Annotated in this window: 21 protein-coding genes; 14 read left to right on the forward strand and 7 right to left on the reverse strand. The window is 64.3% G+C overall.

From position 1 onward, the window contains the following. Positions 1-157: 157 nt before the first annotated feature. Positions 158-1,360, forward strand: a complete 1,203-nt coding sequence (locus IVB12_RS25370; protein ID WP_247303136.1) for a urate hydroxylase PuuD — start codon at positions 158-160, stop codon at positions 1,358-1,360. Positions 1,361-1,504: 144 nt separating this feature from the next. Continuing rightward, the gene (locus tag IVB12_RS25375; RefSeq protein WP_247303138.1) at positions 1,505-2,362 is read left to right on the forward strand and encodes a VOC family protein; all 858 of its coding nucleotides are present in this window, start codon (positions 1,505-1,507) and stop codon (positions 2,360-2,362) included. A 142-nt stretch (positions 2,363-2,504) separates the two neighbouring features. Here the strand turns inward: IVB12_RS25375 and IVB12_RS25380 are convergent, their stop codons facing one another. Then, positions 2,505-3,539, reverse strand: a complete 1,035-nt coding sequence (locus IVB12_RS25380) for a L,D-transpeptidase family protein (RefSeq protein WP_247303141.1) — start codon at positions 3,537-3,539, stop codon at positions 2,505-2,507. A gap of 182 nt (positions 3,540-3,721) precedes the next feature. On the opposite strand from IVB12_RS25380, the gene IVB12_RS25385 reads away from it, so the two are divergent. Then, positions 3,722-4,684, forward strand: coding sequence for a lytic transglycosylase domain-containing protein (locus tag IVB12_RS25385; RefSeq protein ID WP_247303143.1), 963 nt, complete (start codon positions 3,722-3,724; stop codon positions 4,682-4,684). Positions 4,685-4,734: 50 nt separating this feature from the next. Here IVB12_RS25385 and IVB12_RS25390 read toward each other — a convergent pair whose 3' ends face one another. Further along, a complete protein-coding gene (locus IVB12_RS25390; RefSeq protein ID WP_247303144.1) occupies positions 4,735-5,859 on the reverse strand; it encodes a DUF1236 domain-containing protein in 1,125 nt (374 codons plus the stop codon). A 103-nt stretch (positions 5,860-5,962) separates the two neighbouring features. On the opposite strand from IVB12_RS25390, the gene IVB12_RS25395 reads away from it, so the two are divergent. Continuing rightward, on the forward strand, positions 5,963-6,424 hold the full coding sequence (locus IVB12_RS25395; protein ID WP_247303146.1) for an NUDIX domain-containing protein: 462 nt from the start codon (positions 5,963-5,965) through the stop codon (positions 6,422-6,424). Positions 6,425-6,466: 42 nt separating this feature from the next. Here IVB12_RS25395 and IVB12_RS25400 read toward each other — a convergent pair whose 3' ends face one another. Then, positions 6,467-7,441, reverse strand: coding sequence for a tripartite tricarboxylate transporter substrate binding protein (locus tag IVB12_RS25400; RefSeq protein WP_247303149.1), 975 nt, complete (start codon positions 7,439-7,441; stop codon positions 6,467-6,469). 101 nt (positions 7,442-7,542) lie between these two features. Between IVB12_RS25400 and IVB12_RS25405 the strand changes: the two genes are divergently transcribed. From IVB12_RS25405 to IVB12_RS25420, 5 genes are all read left to right on the forward strand, one after another. After that, positions 7,543-7,806 (forward strand): hypothetical protein, encoded by a 264-nt coding sequence (locus IVB12_RS25405; RefSeq protein ID WP_247303152.1) that lies wholly within the window; start codon positions 7,543-7,545, stop codon positions 7,804-7,806. 81 nt (positions 7,807-7,887) lie between these two features. Beyond that, complete coding sequence (locus IVB12_RS25410) at positions 7,888-8,535, forward strand: hypothetical protein (protein ID WP_247303154.1); 648 nt, start codon at positions 7,888-7,890, stop codon at positions 8,533-8,535. Between the two features lie 29 nt (positions 8,536-8,564). After that, complete coding sequence (locus tag IVB12_RS38275) at positions 8,565-8,801, forward strand: HGGxSTG domain-containing protein (RefSeq protein WP_276576804.1); 237 nt, start codon at positions 8,565-8,567, stop codon at positions 8,799-8,801. Between the two features lie 184 nt (positions 8,802-8,985). Next, a complete protein-coding gene (locus tag IVB12_RS25415) occupies positions 8,986-9,426 on the forward strand; it encodes a CBS domain-containing protein (protein WP_247303156.1) in 441 nt (146 codons plus the stop codon). A gap of 130 nt (positions 9,427-9,556) precedes the next feature. Next, the gene (locus tag IVB12_RS25420; protein WP_247303158.1) at positions 9,557-9,937 is read left to right on the forward strand and encodes an avidin/streptavidin family protein; all 381 of its coding nucleotides are present in this window, start codon (positions 9,557-9,559) and stop codon (positions 9,935-9,937) included. 159 nt (positions 9,938-10,096) lie between these two features. On the opposite strand, the gene IVB12_RS25425 is transcribed toward IVB12_RS25420, so the two are convergent. The 3 genes from IVB12_RS25425 to IVB12_RS25435 all read right to left on the reverse strand — a co-directional run bounded on the left by IVB12_RS25425 (position 10,097) and on the right by IVB12_RS25435 (position 12,271). Further along, positions 10,097-10,276 carry a hypothetical protein gene (locus IVB12_RS25425; protein WP_247279223.1) on the reverse strand — a complete coding sequence of 60 codons (180 nt, stop codon included), beginning with the start codon at positions 10,274-10,276 and terminating at the stop codon, positions 10,097-10,099. 178 nt (positions 10,277-10,454) lie between these two features. Beyond that, entirely contained in the window at positions 10,455-10,679 is a 225-nt protein-coding gene (locus IVB12_RS25430) for a DUF3606 domain-containing protein (protein WP_247303160.1), read from the reverse strand. A gap of 161 nt (positions 10,680-10,840) precedes the next feature. Next, on the reverse strand, positions 10,841-12,271 hold the full coding sequence (locus IVB12_RS25435) for a TAXI family TRAP transporter solute-binding subunit (RefSeq protein WP_247303163.1): 1,431 nt from the start codon (positions 12,269-12,271) through the stop codon (positions 10,841-10,843). A gap of 302 nt (positions 12,272-12,573) precedes the next feature. Here IVB12_RS25435 and IVB12_RS25440 point away from each other — a divergent pair, with 302 nt between their 5' ends. The 4 genes from IVB12_RS25440 (at position 12,574) to IVB12_RS25455 (ending at position 17,633) form a co-directional block, all read left to right on the forward strand. Beyond that, positions 12,574-13,821 carry an MFS transporter gene (locus IVB12_RS25440; protein WP_247303165.1) on the forward strand — a complete coding sequence of 416 codons (1,248 nt, stop codon included), beginning with the start codon at positions 12,574-12,576 and terminating at the stop codon, positions 13,819-13,821. 33 nt (positions 13,822-13,854) lie between these two features. After that, complete coding sequence (locus IVB12_RS25445) at positions 13,855-15,048, forward strand: M20/M25/M40 family metallo-hydrolase (RefSeq protein WP_247303167.1); 1,194 nt, start codon at positions 13,855-13,857, stop codon at positions 15,046-15,048. A gap of 74 nt (positions 15,049-15,122) precedes the next feature. After that, a complete protein-coding gene (locus IVB12_RS25450) occupies positions 15,123-16,211 on the forward strand; it encodes a mandelate racemase/muconate lactonizing enzyme family protein (RefSeq protein WP_247303169.1) in 1,089 nt (362 codons plus the stop codon). Positions 16,212-16,484: 273 nt separating this feature from the next. Beyond that, the gene (locus tag IVB12_RS25455; protein ID WP_247303172.1) at positions 16,485-17,633 is read left to right on the forward strand and encodes an amidohydrolase; all 1,149 of its coding nucleotides are present in this window, start codon (positions 16,485-16,487) and stop codon (positions 17,631-17,633) included. 12 nt (positions 17,634-17,645) lie between these two features. On the opposite strand, the gene IVB12_RS25460 is transcribed toward IVB12_RS25455, so the two are convergent. Further along, positions 17,646-17,864, reverse strand: a complete 219-nt coding sequence (locus tag IVB12_RS25460; RefSeq protein ID WP_247279216.1) for a hypothetical protein — start codon at positions 17,862-17,864, stop codon at positions 17,646-17,648. Positions 17,865-17,955: 91 nt separating this feature from the next. Between IVB12_RS25460 and IVB12_RS25465 the strand changes: the two genes are divergently transcribed. Next, positions 17,956-18,678 (forward strand): DUF72 domain-containing protein, encoded by a 723-nt coding sequence (locus IVB12_RS25465; protein ID WP_247303174.1) that lies wholly within the window; start codon positions 17,956-17,958, stop codon positions 18,676-18,678. Positions 18,679-18,710: the final 32 nt, after the last annotated feature.

Genomic DNA, 18,710 nt, shown 5'->3' on the forward strand with positions numbered 1-18,710 from the left:
GCCTGCCAAATCCGACGTCAGTTCATGCCCGCACGATGGGCATCAGCCGCGGCCCATCGTACTGGAAAATGCGGCTGATCGGTGCGACACATTGCTGGGGCGCGACTGCCGGTTGTTCAAAGCTGCGGCATTGGTGTCGCGACCGATTGGGGTGATCATGTGGGGATCCGTCTTATCGGAATGGGCCAGCCTGCTGCTACGCTGGCTGCACGTGGTGGCGGCGATTGCCTGGATCGGCAGTTCCTTCTACTTCATCGCCCTCGACCTCGGCCTCAGGCCCAAGAGCGAGCCACCGGGCGACTTGCCTGACGGCGTGCAGGGCGAAGCCTGGCAGGTCCATGGCGGCGGCTTCTATCGGATCATGAAATATCTGGTCGCACCGAGCCAGATGCCGGACGAGCTGACCTGGTTCAAATGGGAGGCCTACACCACCTGGCTGTCCGGCTTCGCGCTGATGGTGGTGGTGTATTATCTCGAGGCCGATTTGTTCCTGGTCGACAGATCGATCCTCGACCTCACGCCGTTCCACGCCGGCCTGTTCAGCTTCTTCAGCCTCGCGCTGGCGTGGCTGCTTTATGAGGCTGCCTGTCGCACCGGGCTTGCGCGGCGCGAGCTGCCCTTTGCCATCGGCGGCTATCTGTTCCTGGTCGCGCTGACCTACGCCTTCACGCATGTGCTGAGCGGTCGCGGCGCCTTCAACCAGATCGGCGCGATCATTGGCACCATCATGGTCGCCAACGTCTTCGCGCTGATCATCCCGAACCAGAAGAAGATCGTAGCCAGCCTGATCGCTGGACAGGCGCCCGATCCCGGGCTCGGCAAGGCCAGCAAGGAACGCTCGGTCCACAACAATTATCTGACGCTGCCCGTGGTCGTGCTGATGATCAGCAACCACTATCCCCTGCTCTACGCCACGCGCTTCAACTGGATCATCGTCGCGATCATCCTGGCACTCGGCCCGGTGATCCGCCACTTCTTCAACGCGCGGCATGCGGGGCGCAAATCGCCGTGGTGGGTGTGGGGCGTGGCAGCGGTTGGCGTGATCGCGATCCTGTTCCTCTCCGCCGCCGGACCGCGCAACGTCAAGACCAGCGCCCTGCCGGCGCAGCCGACGCTCGCCGATGTCAAGGAGATCGTGATGTCCCGCTGTAGCATGTGCCACGCCGCCGAGCCGGTCTGGGCCGGTATCGTCGCCGCACCGAAAGGGATATTGCTCGACGCGCCCGAGCACATCCATCGCAACATCCGGCTGATCGGCCGCGTCGCGGCTTGGTCCAATGCGATGCCGCCGGGCAACATCACCGAGATGACCAGTGAGGAGCGCGCCATCCTCGCCGCTTACATCGAGCAGGCCCGTTGATGCCGCCGCGCATCGACAGCATTTCGCAGAATGAAATTTCCGCATGTTTCGCTGAATTGAAAATGACTTGACCGTCTATCAGGCGTAGACAGGACCGGCAGCCGCCGGAGCGGCCCAATTCAGCTCGCAATCGGGGAAAGAACAGTGGCCCTCAAGAACGTCATCGGTATCGACCACGCCGTGGTCATGGTGAAGGACCTCGACAAGGCCGCCGAGAACTATCGGCAGCTCGGCTTCACCGTCTCCCCGCGCGGCACCCACAGCGTCCATATGGGCACGGGCAACTACACCATCATGTTCGATCCCGACTATATGGAGCTGCTCGGCGTGCTCGCTACGACCGAGCTCAATGCCCCGGCGCGCGCTTTCCTCGACAAGCACGGCGAAGGCATCGAGCGCATCGCCTTCACCGCGGTCGATTCCGCCGCAGGCGCCGAAGAGATCCGTGCACGGGGCCTGGAGCCGATCGGCCCGACCGATTTCGAACGGCCCGTGACGCTGCCGAATGGCACGGTCTCGGCGGCAAAATTCCGCACCTTCATGTGGCCGACCGTGGAGGCGCCGGGCGGCGTCCGCATCTTCGCCTGCCAGCACAAGACCCGCGAGACGGTGTGGATTCCTGAATTGATGAAGCATGCCAATGCAGCCAGGCGGATCAAGCAGACGCTGATCGCAACGCGCGAGCCCGCGAAAGAAGCTGCGCATCTCGGCCAACTGATCGATCGCGAGCCGAAGGCAGAGGCGGACGGCGCGGTCACCGTGCCCTCCGGCGGCGATCGCGCCGATTTCGTCTATTTGACGCTGGACCAACTCGGCAAGCGCTATCCCGGCGTGCCGCTCGCGGGCCTCTCCGAGCGCGGCGGCGCGGCGCTGGTGCTCATCAGCGGCGACCTCGCGGCAACCGAGAAGGCGCTCGGTTCGGCAGCCATGCGCAGCCGCGACGCGATCTGCGTGCCGCCGGCCAAGGCCAACGGCACCCTGCTCGCCTTCGTTGCCGGCTGATCTGAATCAATTCTTTAACAAGCCTACCGGCAGCCCTGGTATTTCCCGGCTGTTTAGCGTTCAGCGTCCAAGCCAGCCTTCCAGACGGTGCTGCAGCCCCGGCGATGCCGCCGAGATCGCGATCCGCAAGATTTCCGAAAGATCAGTTCGAGGTCCGCCCGCCGGTCGGTCTGCTCCGCTGCTTGGAGGAGGATTCCGTCGGCGCATCGAGGAAGACGACGGGGGTACCGCGCTTCACGTTCTCGCCGAGCACACGAGCGTCCCAATTGGTGAGCCTGATGCAGCCGTGAGACGCGGACTTGCTGACCCTGTCGGGCTCTGCCGTTCCATGAATGCCGTAGCCCTGCGCCGACAGGCCGATCCAGTACGAACCCACCGGATTGTTCGGCCCCGGCTTGATGTCGAACGGCCTTTTGGATTTGACGCTCTTGAACTTGTACTCGGGATTGTAGTGATAGGTCGGCTGCTCGTTGGTGCCGGTTACCTTCAGCGTCCCCGTTGGCGTCGGGCGATCCGGACTGCCGATTGACGCCGGATAGAACGCGATGAGACGACCGGTGTCATCGAACGCCTTCAGTGTTGCGTTGGTCTTGTCGATCTCGACCCGCGCAATGCGCGGAAGCTCCCGTCGCGCCGGAACATTGGCCACGACAATCGTCTCACCGGCTTTGTCGAAGGCCTTTCTTGGATTGAGCGCCTTCAACAGCTCCTCGCTCATGTGGAATTTTTCCGCGAGCCCTTCGAGCGGACTGGTGTAGCTCAGCGCCTGCAGCGACTTCATGTCATCGAGCTTGGCCGGCAGCTTTTTGAGGAACGGCCCCTTCACATCTGCTTCGGTAATCTTGTAGTCGACGACGACAGGACCTTCGCTCGCCGTGCTCAGCCTCTCCCAGAGCTCCGGTGCTATGCCCGTGTCGGATGCGATCCCGTTCTGCTCGGCGAATGCCTTCAGCGCCTTCTGCGCGTTCTCGCCGAACTTGCCGTCGATCTGGCCGGGAGAGAATAGCGCACGATCGAGCAGGATCTGAAGCTTCAACACCGAAGCGTTGATCTTGTCGGTCGCCGGTTGCTTTTCAGGACGCGCAGCATCGTTCACCGCTGCTGCATCGAGATTGCCCGCGAATGCCGGGCAGAGCAACCAGAGCGACATCACCGCGCCAAGCATCCATCGCACCATGATCGCTCGTCCCAGCTCGCAACAGCGATCCGCAAACCCGCGGAGAGTTTCTCTGTGGGAACACCGTAGTAGCACCGACGGAACCCATGAGACCGCAGCTTTGCCGCAATCGCGCGATTAAGAACTCCTTATCGCCGGCGCATCGCTGGCCGCTCACCCCACAGTTCGAGGTTGTCCCAGTAATGCGATTTGTCGTCGCGGCTTGCGCCGCATTTCTGATTCTGATGTGCGATCTCGATCCGTCGGCGTCCCGGCAAACATCAACATTCGACACCACTGTTCTTCAGAACAATCATGCCTCGCCACTTGTTCCGGTGGTCGAGCTCTTCCTTGCCAGCGTGCAGGCGATCGAGCTCGCCAATGCACGCGCGGCCTATGAGGAGAAGAGCGATCCGCCGCGCGCGACCGAAACCGTCGCCGAGGGGCCCGTTTCACCGACAGACCGGTTCTGCCACGCGCTTCGTGAGGCGGCCGAAGCCAGCGGCATTCCGGTGCCGTTCTTCGCGCGTCTCATCTGGCAGGAGAGCCGCTTCAAGTCCAACGAGGTTAGCCACGCCGGCGCGCAGGGCGTCGCGCAATTCATGCCCGAGACCGCCGCCGAGGTCGGGCTCGACGATCCCTTCGATCCCATGAAGGCGCTGCCGGCATCGGCAAAATTCCTGCGCAAGCTCCGTGACGATTTCGGCAATCTGGGCCTCGCGGCCGCCGCCTACAACGCAGGCCCCGGCCGCATCCAGAAGTGGCTTGCAAAGGAGAGCGAGCTGCCGCGCGAGACACGCGACTATGTCCGCATCATCACCGGGACCAGGGCCGACGACTGGACCGAGCGCGCGGAAGCGCTTGCGATCCGGATCGACCTGCCGCGCGAAGCGCCGTGCGAAGGCGTCGGCAGCCTCTCAAAAGCCAAGGATGTCGCCTGGGTTCCGGTCAACCTGACGCCTTCGGTCACGACCATCATTCGCAAGGGCGAACAGCTTGCCGCGCGGCTGACCGCAAACCGCGCCCGCAAGCGGTTCGCGACCTTGCTGCGGAAGAACACTTCGGCTCACGGCAAGGCGCGCAGCATGATTGCAGCGCGCGCGGCCGCAAAGAGCGCGAAGGACCGCGCTATCCGTTTCGCCGCGCGCGAACGAACTTCGGGCTGATGCTCCGATTCGGAAGCCGCTCGATGGAGCGACTTCCGATCGGCGGGAGGCTAGTCGATCTCCTCGATCACGCGACGCTCGCGCGGCTCGATGACGTAGGTCCGCGTGTCACGGTGGAGGTAGCGATATTCCCGCAGGTCCGGCGCATCGCGATAGACGGTGCTCGGAAATTCTTCCACCTCGACGCTCTCAGGAACGCGGTCGCCGACGCGAAACTCGGTGCGTGCCGTGCTGCCGGTGGTCTGCCGTTCGCTCCGTCCTTCGGTGCGGGTCTTCACATGCTTACGGATCGCTTCACGATCGCGATCTGAAAACTTGCTCGCGCTACGCTCGCGCGTGGTCGTCGTCGTTGTTGCGGTGGACTGCCCCGAATATGGCAGCACCGTCACGATCTTGTAGGTCGCCGGATCGACCACGACGATCTGATCCTTCACCAGCGCGAAGCTGTAGCCGCGATATTGCGGCACGATCTCGACGACGTCAGGCGGCAATGTCGAGAGATGCACGTCGCGCGGCACCACGGTGCCGACATTCAGCGAGAAATTCACGTTGGTCAGCGGCCGCACGTTCAGGCGCGAGATTGAGGTACTGATCTTGGTCTCCTGCTGCTTGTTGAGGTTGACGTCGGTCTGGGCGGCCGCCTGTGAATTGGTGCCGGACCGCTCGCCCTGCGCCTGATTGCTGGCTGGCGCATTCGGCGACTGTTGCGCCTGGTTGGCCCCAGATGCCGCGGGCGCCTGCTGAGCCTGATTGGCCGGCGGCGGATTGGACCGATCCTGCGCCTGGTTGGTGTTCGCCGGTGGCGGGTTGGCGCCCTGCTGCGTCGCAGGCTGGTTGCCGGCCGTGTTCGAGCCTGCCATGCCGCTCTGCGGCCGCGTGGACGTGTCCGTGCTGTTGGCAGCATTGGAGGTCCCGGAACCGGAGTTCGCAGGCCCGGAAGGCGGTGCGCTTGTCTGCGCATTCTGCGCCGAGTGTCCTGTCGGCGGTGATTGCTGCGGTTGCGATGTAGTCGACTGCTTGTCAGCCGCGCCCGATGGCGAGGTGGTGGACGGCGCGGTGGAATTTGATTGGGATTGCGGTGTCTGCTCGGACTTCGTGGTCGTGTTTGGCGATTGCGCAAGAGCGGCGCTCGCCAGCACCAGCCCTAAGGCGGTGGTTGCCAACAGGCGGATCATGGTTCACTCCATTTTATCAAATGAACATTGGCTACCAACTTGTATTACAACCCTCGGTTCCACTTTTTCCCGAGAGACGGACAGACCCCGCCACGGAACTGCGATGCCATCGAAGAGCGCCGGGATCATCGCCTATCGGAAGGGCCGCAGGCTCGAGGTTCTCCTGGTTCATCCCGGAGGCCCGTTCTGGCGCAACAAGGAACTCGGTGCATGGTCGATCCCAAAGGGGGAGTATGCGGACGAAGAAGAGGCGGAAATCGCCGCGCGGCGGGAGTTTGCCGAGGAGCTTGGACTCGAGCTGTCCGTGCCGCTGATCGCGCTTGGAGAGGTCAGGCAGCGCGGCGGCAAACTCGTCACCGCGTTCGCAGCCGAGTTCGACATCGACACGCGCAGCATACATAGCAACACGTTCGAGATGGAATGGCCGCCACGCAGCGGCAAACGGCAGACCTTCCCGGAGGTCGACCGTGCCGAATGGTTCACCCTCGAAGAGGCGCAGGCGAGGATCAACGCAGGACAACGCCCGCTGCTTGATCGGCTGAAGCGACTGGCCGGCGGCGAATAGGGGCCGTGGCGATGACGGCCATTTCAAGCCAAGCAGACTTTCCTATTCCGCCTTGATGTTCGCGGCCGCCACGACGTCGGCGAGCTCCTTGGTCTCCTTCGCGATCTTGGCGGCGTACTCGGTCGGGCTGAGCACACTGACCACGCCTTGCGAGCCGAGCTTATCCTCGACCGCCGGATCCCTGGCAGCAGTGATGATCTCCCGGTGCAGCGTCTCCAGGATCGGCGCGGGTGTCGCCTTCGGCATGAAGAAGCCGACCCAGAACGAGATATCGAAGCCGGGATAGCCGGCTTCCGCAACGGTCGGCACATCAGGCAGTGACGGCAGCCGCTCGGCTGAGGACACCGCGAGGGCGCGCAGCTTGCCGGCCTTCACCAGCGGCACCGCGGAGAGCGGATCGAACACCGCCAGCACCTCCTGAGCGAGCAGGGCGACCTCGGACGCCGAACCTCCGCGATAGGGCACATGGATCATCTTGATGCCGGCCTTCTGGCTGAGCAGCTCCATGGCGAGATGCGCGAGGTTGCCGTTGCCGCCCGAGCCGTAGGCGAGCGCGCCGGGCGCGGCCTTCGCGGCGGCGACGAGATCGGCCAGCGATTTGATGTTCGTCGTCTTGGGATTCTCGGGATTGACGACGAGCACGAGCGGTGCCGATACCACCGTGGTGAGCGGCGCGAAGTCCTTCTCCGGATCGTAGCGGATATCCCTGAACAGCGTCTTGTTGAGCGTGATCGTGGACGAATTGCAGGCGAGGATGGTGTAGCCGTCCGCGTCCGCGCGCGCGACGCCTTCGGCCGCGATCATGCCGTTGGCGCCGGCGCGGTTCTCGACCACGAAGGGCTGTCCGAGCTTGTTGCTTAAGCGATCGCCGATGATGCGCGCGACGACGTCGACCGGGCCGCCGGCGCTGAAGCCGACCATGATCTTAACCGGCCGCGCCGGATATTTCTGCGCGAGCGCCTGTGTCGTCACGCACAATCCGGCGACAATCGCCAGCAGGCGAAGCGTTCGTTGCATTCGTTCCCTCCCCAGACCTCGTCGCGCCGCTTGTGCATGCTTGTTGGCGCGACGCGCTCGTAGTTCATGATGGGCGGCTCCGCCAAAATTCGCAATCACGTTTGCACGCAGGCATTCCGCCGCGCGGCACGAGAGAGCAGCTCTGCAACGAAAAATGCGAAAACAACCCCATGCACAGTAGCGGACCGCTGTCGGAACAAGGGCTTGCGCAGCACGAGCGGAATTTCTGGTATTGCGAAATCGAATTGACTCGTCGGGCAAAACACTGGCAGAATGGCATCATCGCAGCAGCCGTGAGCGTCCAGGCCGTTCCAGCCCCCGGGCACATCGAGCTGGTTGCGCATAAGCCCTTCATCGACATCTGAAAATCGCAATCACCGCGCGCCCAGCGTGACGCGCCTTCGCGCGGCAAGCGCTCGCGCCTCTTCGGCCAAGGGATCCAGGACATGACGACATCTCTCAATTGCACCAGCACGGCACCCGCCGCGGCAACAACGGACCGCGGCAGACCCACGCCTCGCATCAAGCTCACCCGACGGCGCTTGACGATCCAACATCCCGACCCGCAAGCCGGCGAGCGGCTGCTGGCCGAGGCGCTCGGTGCCGTCGATCGCGACGCGCTGCATGGCATCCTCAAGCAATTGCTCAAGGCCAGCGTGATCAACCAAAAGCCGGACGAGGCCAATCTCGCCTTCATGATCTCGATGATGAAGAGCATCGGGCCTAGGGATTCCATCGAAACCATGCTGATGGCGCAGATGGTGTCCGTCCACGTCGCGGCGATGCGCTCCGCCTTTCGCCTCGCCCTCACCGACAATCTTCAGCAGCAGGAAGGCATCACCCGCGCATTGACCCGGTTGGCCCGCACGTTTGCAGCCCAGACCGAGGCGCTCAGCCGCCACCGCAGCAATGGCGAGCGCGCCATCACGGTGCAGAACGTGTCGGTGCAGGACGGCGGCAGCGCTATTGTGGGCAACGTCACCCAGCATGCGAGCGTGATCGTGGCGCAGCCAGGCGCGGCGGAGGCAGAAACGGCGCCGGCACGCGAGGGCGGACAAGACGGACTCGGCGTGGAAAATGACGCGAGCGCATGAGCAGCGAGCACGTCCGCAACACGGATGCAATGCAGTCGAGCCCGCGCTGCGGCGCACGGACGCGCAGCGGCACCGTCTGTCGTGCGCCGGCAATGCACGGCAAGGTCCGCTGCCGCATGCACGGCGGCGCACGGAGATCCGGCGCGCCGAAGGGAAATCAGAATGCGCGGAAGCACGGAATGTTCACAAAGGATAGTGTCGCCGAGCGACGGCAGGTTCAGGTCTTGCTGGATGAAGCATGGAAGCTTCTGAATGACTTAAAGTAAGTTGCAGTGCGCCCCACGCGCCAGATGGTCCGTGGCAGGTCAGTCAAATGCGCTGTCGCTCCCGAGAAACCTGCCATGGGCACGCCATCGCCACGTCATGAATTCGTCGCCTTCGGCGACCTGCTCCCGGAGGAACGACCGCCAGCGATTTTTGTTGGCGGCCTATCAGCGATGGAGGTTTCCAATGAGAGTTAGCGACGCAATGACCCACGACGTGCAGCTTTGCACACCCCAAGACACCATCAGGGAGGCCGCCGAGGCGATGGCGGCGCTCAATGTCGGGCTGTTGCCGGTCACCGACGATGACCGCCTGGTCGGCATGATCTCAGATCGCGATATCGCCACGCGAGGTGTCGCGATGGGCTTGGGACCGGATGCGCCGGTCCGTGACGTCATGACGGCAGACGTCAAATATTGTTTCGACGACCAGGACATCGACGAGGTCACCCGCAACATGGCCGACATCCAGGTGCGGCGGCTGCCCGTGCTCAATCGAGACAAGCGGCTGGTCGGCATCATCTCGCTCGGCGACATCGCCGTGTGCAAGCCGGGCGACGGTGCCGCGAAGGCGCTGCATGGGATTTCACAGGCAGGCGGACAGCACGCGGGCGCGATCTCCGGCTGAAGCACCGTCGCGCCTCTCGAGGCGTTCGAAGGGGCAGCAAGATCAGCCAGAGCCGGGCGGCGTCGCGAAGGAAGTGGACAGGCTGCCCGGCTGCGCGCCGAGCCAAATGGACGAGCGTAGGAGAACCGGCATGGGAACCGAGATGGCCTGGGTCGGCAATTGGCGAAATCAATTCGGCTCCATCTTGCGCATCACTGATGATGCGAACGGCCGCATCGAGGGGAATTTCGAGACCGCGCTCGAAGACAGCGGCTTTTACGGGCAAGCGGTGCCGATCACCGGGTTTCACAAGGGCAAATGCATCGCCTTTGTCGCGGTGGGCTCGTCTGCGACGGGCGACCGGGCCGTCTCCTACACCGGACTGTTGCGTCACGGAAAGATGGAGACCGCCTGGGTCGTGATTGCAGACCAAGCGCTGAGCGCCTCCAGCGAGGGCGAGCCGGCGAAGCTGAAAGCGGTGAATTGGTGGCGCGCCGTGACAACGAACGTCGATACATTCGAACGGAGCTAGCGCTCAGCCCCGGATCCGACGATCCTGGCCGACAAATGACCCGACGGTGCCCCAAACGGTGCGCACATGTTCGATCTCGCGCCGAACGATGCACGGCTGCCGCCGCCGCCGCCAAGCCCGATCTCCACGCATCGAGCTAAATCCCCACCAGCGGCAGGGCTAGCGCGGCGTGATCTCATTGACGGCAGCAATCTGCAGCCCAGCCCCGTTCAGCGCTTCAGTGATCTGCTTGGCCAGCAGCTTGGCTTCTTCCGCTCCGATTTGGGCGTCAGGATGTCCCTTGAAGAACGCACAAATCGTCGTGGCTATGATGGTATTCACCTGGTGCGGATCAACCATTTGCTGCACGCGAAATTGCGAACGATTTCACCGGATCGGCGGTGCGTCAGCCTGCAGGACCGAGACCGTCATCGCAAGCCAAAGAACGAAAGAATGGCCGCGATCACAACGACTAGGCCTATGAGGTAAATCAGGCCGTTCATAGCAATTCTCCTTTTTCGACGGGATGACTCGAAATTTATTCGAGGGTCGTGGGCGCGTTCTTGGCATTACACTGCTGAACGGTGAGCTTTTCGAGCTCCACTTCCTTCTCTATGGCTGTTAGAGAGTTGCCGATCTTGTCGACGATCCTGACCAGATCGGTAGCTGAGATGCGAAGCCGCCTGCGTACAGACTTGACCTGCTCTGCGTTCGCAAGATCGAGCGTTGTGCGAATGGGCCGTGGCGGTTTTGAGGACAGCATGAGTAGGTCTCCTGACCGAGGTAAGAGCGACGATGTCTTTTTGGTTCCTGCGTCCGCCGACCGGAAGGCCACTCAAGAAGGGAAGTGAGTACGGCGAGGCGGCGAATGGCAGCCGTCGCAGGCGCCGCGGAGCCCGCTACGACAGGTTCAGATGGCTGCCCTTATCCGCGCGGCGTGACGCCATGGCTTGTTGCCGCGCCGCGAACGGTTTCGAAGCTAGCCCGTTGCAGCGCGGCTCGCCTCTCGGCAATGGCATTGCTCAAGAGGTCGAGCACCAGCCCGAATGCCGCGAGCTCCTCTTCCTCGATAGCACCGTCATCGTAGCACTCGAGCGTCTCGGCGATGATGGCATCGGCCTCACGCTGCAGGGCCAGTAGTTCCTGGTTGGATTCCGCGGTCCGCGCGCTGGAAACCATGGCCAGGATTCTCTTGCGATGGCTGGTGTTATCCTCCCTTTCGTCGCGGTTCAAATAGCGGCGCAACCAGGCGGCGGCCGAGCCGATTCCGGAGAGAAGCAGGAGCCCGAACCAGAAGTAATCGCCATAGCGATCGAGGAAGGTGCGTTCATTGCCGTCAATGACGGCGGCCGCTCCCCGATGTACCTGCAGCTCGGAGTCCTTCTCGAGGTCCGGCTTGGTGATGTGTGCCGCACCGGGGACCTGCCTCGCAATCGCCTGACGAACGGCAAAGAGCTGCCGGAAAAACGCGGCGACCGTCGTTTCGGGCAAGCTCTTTCTCGCCACGATGAGGTGGCTGACGCTGACCGTCTCAACTTTGTCATCCGGCCAAGCCGGATCCGCATTGAAGACGCTGGGCGGAATCTCCTCGGATTCATAGCGGGGGTGCTTCAGGGCGATCGCTTCCGATGTCTCGATGGGGAGAAACTTCGGCTCGCCGCGCACCCGCGCCGTTGCGGCCACCGCATCGGATGTGATCTTGCTGTCGAGGGGCCCGACCGCCATGAATGCATCCAGGGTGAGATCGCGTGCTAGTTCCTCGATTTGGTCAGTGCCAAATTGCGCCACCGCGACCTTGTCCGCCTGTACTCCGGACGCGCTCAGGATGACCCGCAGCAACGCGGCGTTCACCGGGGTCCGCCCGATCACGCCGACACGGCGTCCGGCGAGATCGGCGACTTCCTTGATTTTCGGCGAGGGTTTTCTTTTGGAGTTCTTGCCGGCAAGTCCAGACGGCGCCCATAGCACGACGAAATTCTTACGCACGACTGCAACGGTCTGCGCCTCGGCGGGCATTTCCAGATCGCCGCGGCCGACGGCAAGATCTGCCTTGCCCGCTCCAAGCAGGGCGAGAGACTCCACCGCCCCTTCGGTCTTGATCGGAGCCAGCCTGATCGTTCGGCTTTCGCTGCCGAAGGCATCGGCCATCGCCTGAATTGTTTTGTAGTCGTCGCTGCCCGGCGGTCCAACGGCGATCCGCAGAATGTCCGGCCGTAACGCATAATAGAGTGCACCCGCCGCGACGCCAAAAACAAGAAATCCAACGGCGAGGACCAACAGTAACGAATTGCTCCTTCTCCGCTCTCGGCGGGCCGCGTCGCTGGTCGTCTGACTTGGACTCTCGGACGAAGACATTGCCGCTGCTGCCGCAGATCATGGCGCTTCCTGCCTGGCAGGATACCACGTTTTTCCCGAGTATAACGTCCTGGCGTCCGTCCTGGTTCACAAACCGTCCGCAGCCTGAACGCCTGCCAAGCGCGTCGGCGTGACGGCCGGCGCTCGGCAAGCGCCATGCTGATTGCCGGCTGTCTGCACCTGGTCATTTCGCGCGGTGATCCAGAAGCCACATTCCGGAATGAGGGGGTCCCGCTGCCGCCATTGGCGTCCGCCCGACGATCATGTACGCCGATCTGAAACCTTCCAGGGACGGGACGCTCATGACGACCGCTGCCACGGATGACGCGGGAGATGGCACCCGCGCGCTGATCTTCGCGCTGCTCGCGCTCGCCTGCGGGCACATGCTTTCCACGTTGCTGCGCACGATTCCTGCGGTCAGCCTCGACCTGATGGCGGCGGATTTCCATATCGAGCCGCAGGCGCTCGCCAGCCTCACCTCGGTCTATCCTTTCGCTTTTGCCGCGGCGCAGATCCCGGTCGGGGCGGCGATGGACCGCTTCGGTGTGCGCCCCGTTTCGCTCAGCCTGCTCGCGGGTACCGTGATCGGCGCCATCGCGTCGGGGTTTGCGGCCGGACCTGCGAGCTTTGCCGTCGGGCAGGTGCTGCTCGGCGTTGCCACCTCGGGCATGCTGATGTGCCCGATGACGCTGGCGGCCAAGCAATTGTCGGCAAGTCGCTTCGGCCTATGGTCTGGCGCGATCCTCTCGATCGGCAATATCGGCATGCTGTTGTCGTCGAGCCCGCTCGCCTTCGTGGTCGACACTTGGGGCTGGCGCGCCGGGTTCTGGATCTCCGCGGCTGGCGGCGTCGCGGTGGCGCTCGCCGTGGTCGCGCTGGTGCCGCACCAGGCGGCCGAGCACAAGGACGAGTCCTCGCCGCTGTCGCAGATGATCGAGGTGCTCCGGCTCGGACTGTCGCGGCCCCTGCGCGGCCTGATCGCACTGGCGCTGGTGTCGCTGGCGACCTCGCTGGTGCTGCGCGGCCTGTGGGGCGGGCCGTGGCTGATGCAGGTCAAGGACCTGTCGCGGGTCGAAGCCGGCAACCAGCTCGGCGCGTTCACGCTGGCGATGATCGCCGGCCCGCTGTGCATCGGTATGATCGACCGCAGGCTGGGCCGCCGCCGCGCGCTTGTGGCAGGCACGCATATGGTCGGGGCGCTGTTGTTGGCGCTGATGGCGTTGGGGGCACCGCATTACGCGGTCTCCGTGCTGTTCGGCCTTCCGGTGATGCCGCCGCAATACGATCTCGTGCTGTTCGTGCTCATTGGCCTTGCGACCTCTGCGCAGCCGCTGCTGTTCGGCATGTCCCGGCAGCTGGTCGATGCGCAGACAGCGGGCAAGGCGCTCGCAGCCGTGAACCTCGCGTTCTTTCTCGGCGCGGCCTTGATGCAGTCGGTCACCGGTGCGGTGGCGGCGCTCGCCGGGCTGCCGGCGGTGCTGCTGTTCATGGCTGCCATGCTCGCATTCGGCGTGCTGATCTTCTTGGCTTACACCGCGCCAAGCCCATAGGATGACGCGCCCCGCTCGCCAAAGGAATCATTCATGCCTGTCGACACCAAAGCCGCCACCGACCGCCTCATGCGCTTCCTCTCTGTCGAGGGCGTGACGGGACAGGAGGCGGCGATCGGGCGTGAGCTCGCGGCCGCGCTGAGGGAGAGCGGCGTGCCGGCGAAGGCGATCCGGCTCGACGATGCCAACACGCGCATTCCCGTGCCGACCGAGACCGGCAACCTCATCGTCGACCTGCCCGGCCGCGGCGCGCTGCACAACCAGCCACGCATCATGTTCATGACCCACATGGACACCGTGCCGCTCTGCGCCGGCGCCAAGCCGAAGAAATCGGGGCGCAAGATCGTGAACGAGGCCAGGACCGCGCTCGGCGGCGACAATCGCTGCGGCTGCGGCGTGCTGGTGACGCTGGCCGCGGAGCTTGCCAAGCAGAAGCTCGATCATCCGCCGATCACGCTGCTGTTCTGCGTGCGCGAGGAGAGCGGGCTCTACGGCGCGCGCCACGTCAAGCTCGACGAGCTCGGCGCGCCGGTGATGGCATTCAACTATGACGGCGGCTCGGCCTCCAACGTCGTCATCGGCGCGGTCGGCGCCGACCGTTGGACCGTCGAGATCTTCGGCCGCGCCTCGCATGCCGGCGTCGCGCCGGAGCGCGGCATCTCCTCGACGATGATCATGGCGGTCGCACTTGCCGAGGTGAAGGCCGGCGGCTGGTTCGGCAAGGTGGTGAAGGGCAAGCGGCAAGGCACCAGCAATGTCGGTCCCGTCACCGGCGGCGAGGGCCGCCCCGCCGGCGATGCCACCAATGTGGTCACAGACTACGTGCATGTGCGCGGCGAGAGCCGCAGCCACGACGGAAAATTCTTCAAAGAGATCACCAGGTCCTACAAGGCCGCGTTCGAGAAGGCCGCCAAGAAGGTCACCAACGCGCAAGGCAAGTCCGGTCGGGTCAAATTCAAGGCCGAGACCGACTATTATCCGTTCCGCATGAAGGAGAGCCTGCCCGTGGTCAAACGCGCGATCGCGGCGGTGTCCGCGATCGGCGGAACCCCGAACGTCCGCGCCGCCAATGGCGGCCTGGATGCCAACTGGATGGTCCGCCACGGCATTCCGACGGTGACCTTCGGCGCCGGCCAGAACGAGGCGCACACCATCGACGAGTGGATCAATCTTGACGAATACGACCGCGCCTGTGCGCTGGCCGTGCAGCTCGCGACGATGCGGTGAGCTGCCTTGCACGGTGCGCGCTTGCGGGGGCGCGCACATCGCCCTAGCCTGCGTGAAAAGCGCAGGAAGGAAACATGGCACGCATCGCGACGATCGAGACCGGACTGTTCCGGATCCCGCTGCCCGTTACGCTCTCCGATTCCATGCATGGCGAGATGGCGGCGTTCGAGCTGATCACCTGCCGCATCCGCGATGCTGACGGTGCCGAAGGCGTGGGCTACACTTACACGGTCGGACGCAATGGCGGGGCGACTGCGGATATCCTCAAGCGCGAAATTGCACCGCTCATCGAGGGCCGCGAGGCGGAGGACACCGAGGCGATATGGCATCATGTCTGGTGGGCCCTGCACTATGGCGGCCGCGGCGGGCCGGTGGTGCTGGCGCTCTCCGCGCTCGACATCGCGCTGTGGGATCTGAAGGCGCGGCGCGCGAAGCTGCCGCTGTTCCGTCTGCTCGGCGGTTTTGACGCTGCCGTGCCGTGCTATGCCGGCGGCATCGACCTCGATCTTTCCTTGGAGGCGCTGCTCAAGCAGACCGACGGCAATCTCGCCAAGGGATTTCGCGCCATCAAGATGAAGGTCGGCCGGCCCGACCTGAAATCCGACATCGCGCGCGTCTCCGCGATGCGACAACATCTCGGCGACGGTTTTCCGCTGATGGCGGACGCCAATATGAAATGGACCGTCGAGGAGGCCATCCGCGCCGCCCGCGCGCTTCAGCCCTTCGACCTCACCTGGCTCGAGGAGCCGATCATCCCCGATGACGTCGCAGGCCACGCGCGGATCATGCAGGAGGGCTGTGTGCCGATCGCAGCGGGCGAGAATCTGCGTTCGCTGTGGGAGTTCAAGAACTACATCGCCAATGCCGCGGTGTCCTATCCCGAGCCCGACGTCACCAATTGCGGCGGGGTGAGTGCGTTCATGAAGATCGCGCGGCTGGCGGAGGCCTTCAACCTGCCCGTCACCAGCCACGGCGCGCATGACATCACCGTGCATCTGCTCGCGGCCTGCCCGAACCGCTCCTATCTGGAGGCGCATGGTTTCGGGCTCGACGCCTATATCGAGCATCCGCTGGTGCTGAAGGACGGCATGGCACTGGCGCCGGATCGTCCCGGCCACGGCGTCGGTTTTGACTGGAAGGGGCTGGCGAAGCTGGCGGCGTAGGGCACAATCGCGGCCGCGAACGAGGTGCGCTCCCTCTCCCGCTTGCGGGAGAGGGTTGGGGAGACAACCCCCCAGGCGAAAGAACCCTCACCCGGCGCTAAGCGCCGACCTCTCCCGCAAAGGGGAGAGGTGAAGTGGAGCCCGCGCCACGATTGCTCCATCACCAATCATGCCGTTCATCGTTGCTGCACGCGTGCTATTCCCCCCTGCTAGATGCGTGGGTCGCAAACTTCGATATGATGGCGACAACCGACATCACTCAAGAGCCCTGCCTTGACACCCGAGCTGCACCAGAAACTGACCGCGTGGCGCCGCCACCTGCATGCGCATCCCGAATTGTCCCTGCAGGACAAGGAGACCTCTGCCTTCGTGCAGGACAGGCTCACCGAGCTCGGCATTTCCTTCGTCTCAGGCATTGGCGGCCACGGCATCGTCGCGACGTTGATGCGCGGGCATGCGCAGAGGCGCGTCGGCCTGCGCGCCGACATGGATGCGCTGCCGATCACCGAGGACAGCGGCCTGCCCTACGCCTCAAAAACTCCCGGCGTGATGCATGCCTGCGGCCATGACGGGCATACCGCCTCGCTGCTCGGCGCAGCAGCACTGCTCGCCGCCGACACCGATTGGAGCGGCACGGTGGATTTCATCTTCCAGCCGGCCGAGGAAGGCTTTGGTGGCTCGCGCGCGATGGTCGCGGCCGGGCTGTTCGACCGCTTTCCGATGGAGCGGGTGTTCGGCTTTCACAACTGGCCGGGCCTTGCGGCCGGCACCATCGCGGTGCATGACGGCGTCGTCATGGCCTCGGGCGGGCGCATCACCATCACCATCGAGGGCCATGCCGGACATGCCGGCATGCCGCATCTGACGCGCGATCCGGTGGTGGCGGCCGGCCATCTGATCGTGGCGCTGCAATCGATCACCTCGCGCAGCGTCGATCCGCTCGACACCGCAGTGGTCTCGCTCTGCACCATCGAAGGCGGCACCGCGCCGAACCAGATCGCCGGACGCGTCGTGATCCGCGGCACGCTGCGGTACCATCGCGACGCGGTCAAGGACACCATCCTCGAGGGGATCGAGCGCACCTGCGCCGGGATTGCGACGAGCTTCGGCGTCACGGTCACGCCCGAGATCGTCTGGGGTGTGGGTGTGGTGATCAACACGCCGGCCGAAGCGGAGCTTGCTCGCATCGCCGCGGAGAAGGTGCAGGCTCCCGTGCGGCGCGACCTCGCGCCCAGCATGGCCGGCGAGGACTTTGCATTCTATCTCCAGCAGCGGCCGGGCGCCTTCGTCTGGATCGGCAACGGGGACTTGCGGGACGGTGCGGAGCTGCACGGCCCGCGCTACGATTTCAACGACGCGATCCTCCCCGTCGCATCTGGCTGGATGGCCGAGGTCGCCAAGATGGCGCTGGCGTCGAATTAGGCGCGGGCCTATTCAGGAGATCTCGCGCGGCAGCTTCCAGTCCGGCCGCGGCTCGCAAACCTCTTCCACCCGCTCGACATGATAGCCGGCAGGCAGCAGCCGGCCGCCGCCCTCCTCGTCGGCGACCGGGACGTCGGTCACCAATCCCTCGATCAAGGCGGCCTCCCACACCTCTTTCTCGGTCGGAAAGGGATCCCCGATCTGCTTGTTGCCTTCGAACAGCGCGTACATCGGTTCGGTCCTGCGTTGATCAAGCTCACGAGCAACGTATCGGCCGCGCGGACGTTCCCTCCGGCAAATGGCAACGGATGGCACGTGAAACATGGCGCGCGTTCTGATCGGCACCTCCGGCTGGCACTACGATTCCTGGCGAGGACCGTTCTTTCCCGAAGGCCTGCCGCTGAAGCAGCAGCTTGGCTACTACGCCGGACAGTTCGATACCACCGAGCTGAACGGCGTGTTTTACCGCACGCCGACGCCGGAAGCGGTGAAGGGGTGGCGCGAGCAGACCGGCCGCGATTTCGTGTTCGCCTGGAAGGCGTCGAAATTCATCACGCATTGGAAGCGCCTGTCGGACCGCTCCGTCAACAGCCTCGAGCTGATGGAGGATCGCATCTCACGGCTGGGCGGCAAGGCCGGCCCGATCCTGTTCCAGCTTCCGCCGCAATTCGAGGCGAACGCGGACCGCCTCGCCGCCTTCTTCAAGCTGTTGTCGAGGAAACGGCGCTACAGCTTCGAATTCCGTCATCCGAGCTGGTACCAGCCGCGCATCCTGCGCATGCTGGCCGACGAGAACATCTCGCTGTGCCTGTCGGATCATCACGATGCGCCGGCGCCCTGGAAGCGCACGGCGGATTTCGTCTATGTGCGCGGACACGGGCCGAGCGGGCGCTATCACGGGCACTATACCAAGGCCATGCTGGCGCAATGGGCGCGACGTATCAAATCGTGGAAGCGGCAGGGCTGCGACGTCTATGTTTATTTCGACAATGACCAGAAGAGCGCGGCGCCGGCGGATGCCCGGGCGTTGAAGCAATTGCTGTAGCGCCCGGCCACACTGCGCTGCACCTGATTGTC

The sequence above is a fragment of the Bradyrhizobium sp. 179 genome (assembly GCF_023073535.1).
Taxonomy (GTDB): domain Bacteria; phylum Pseudomonadota; class Alphaproteobacteria; order Rhizobiales; family Xanthobacteraceae; genus Bradyrhizobium.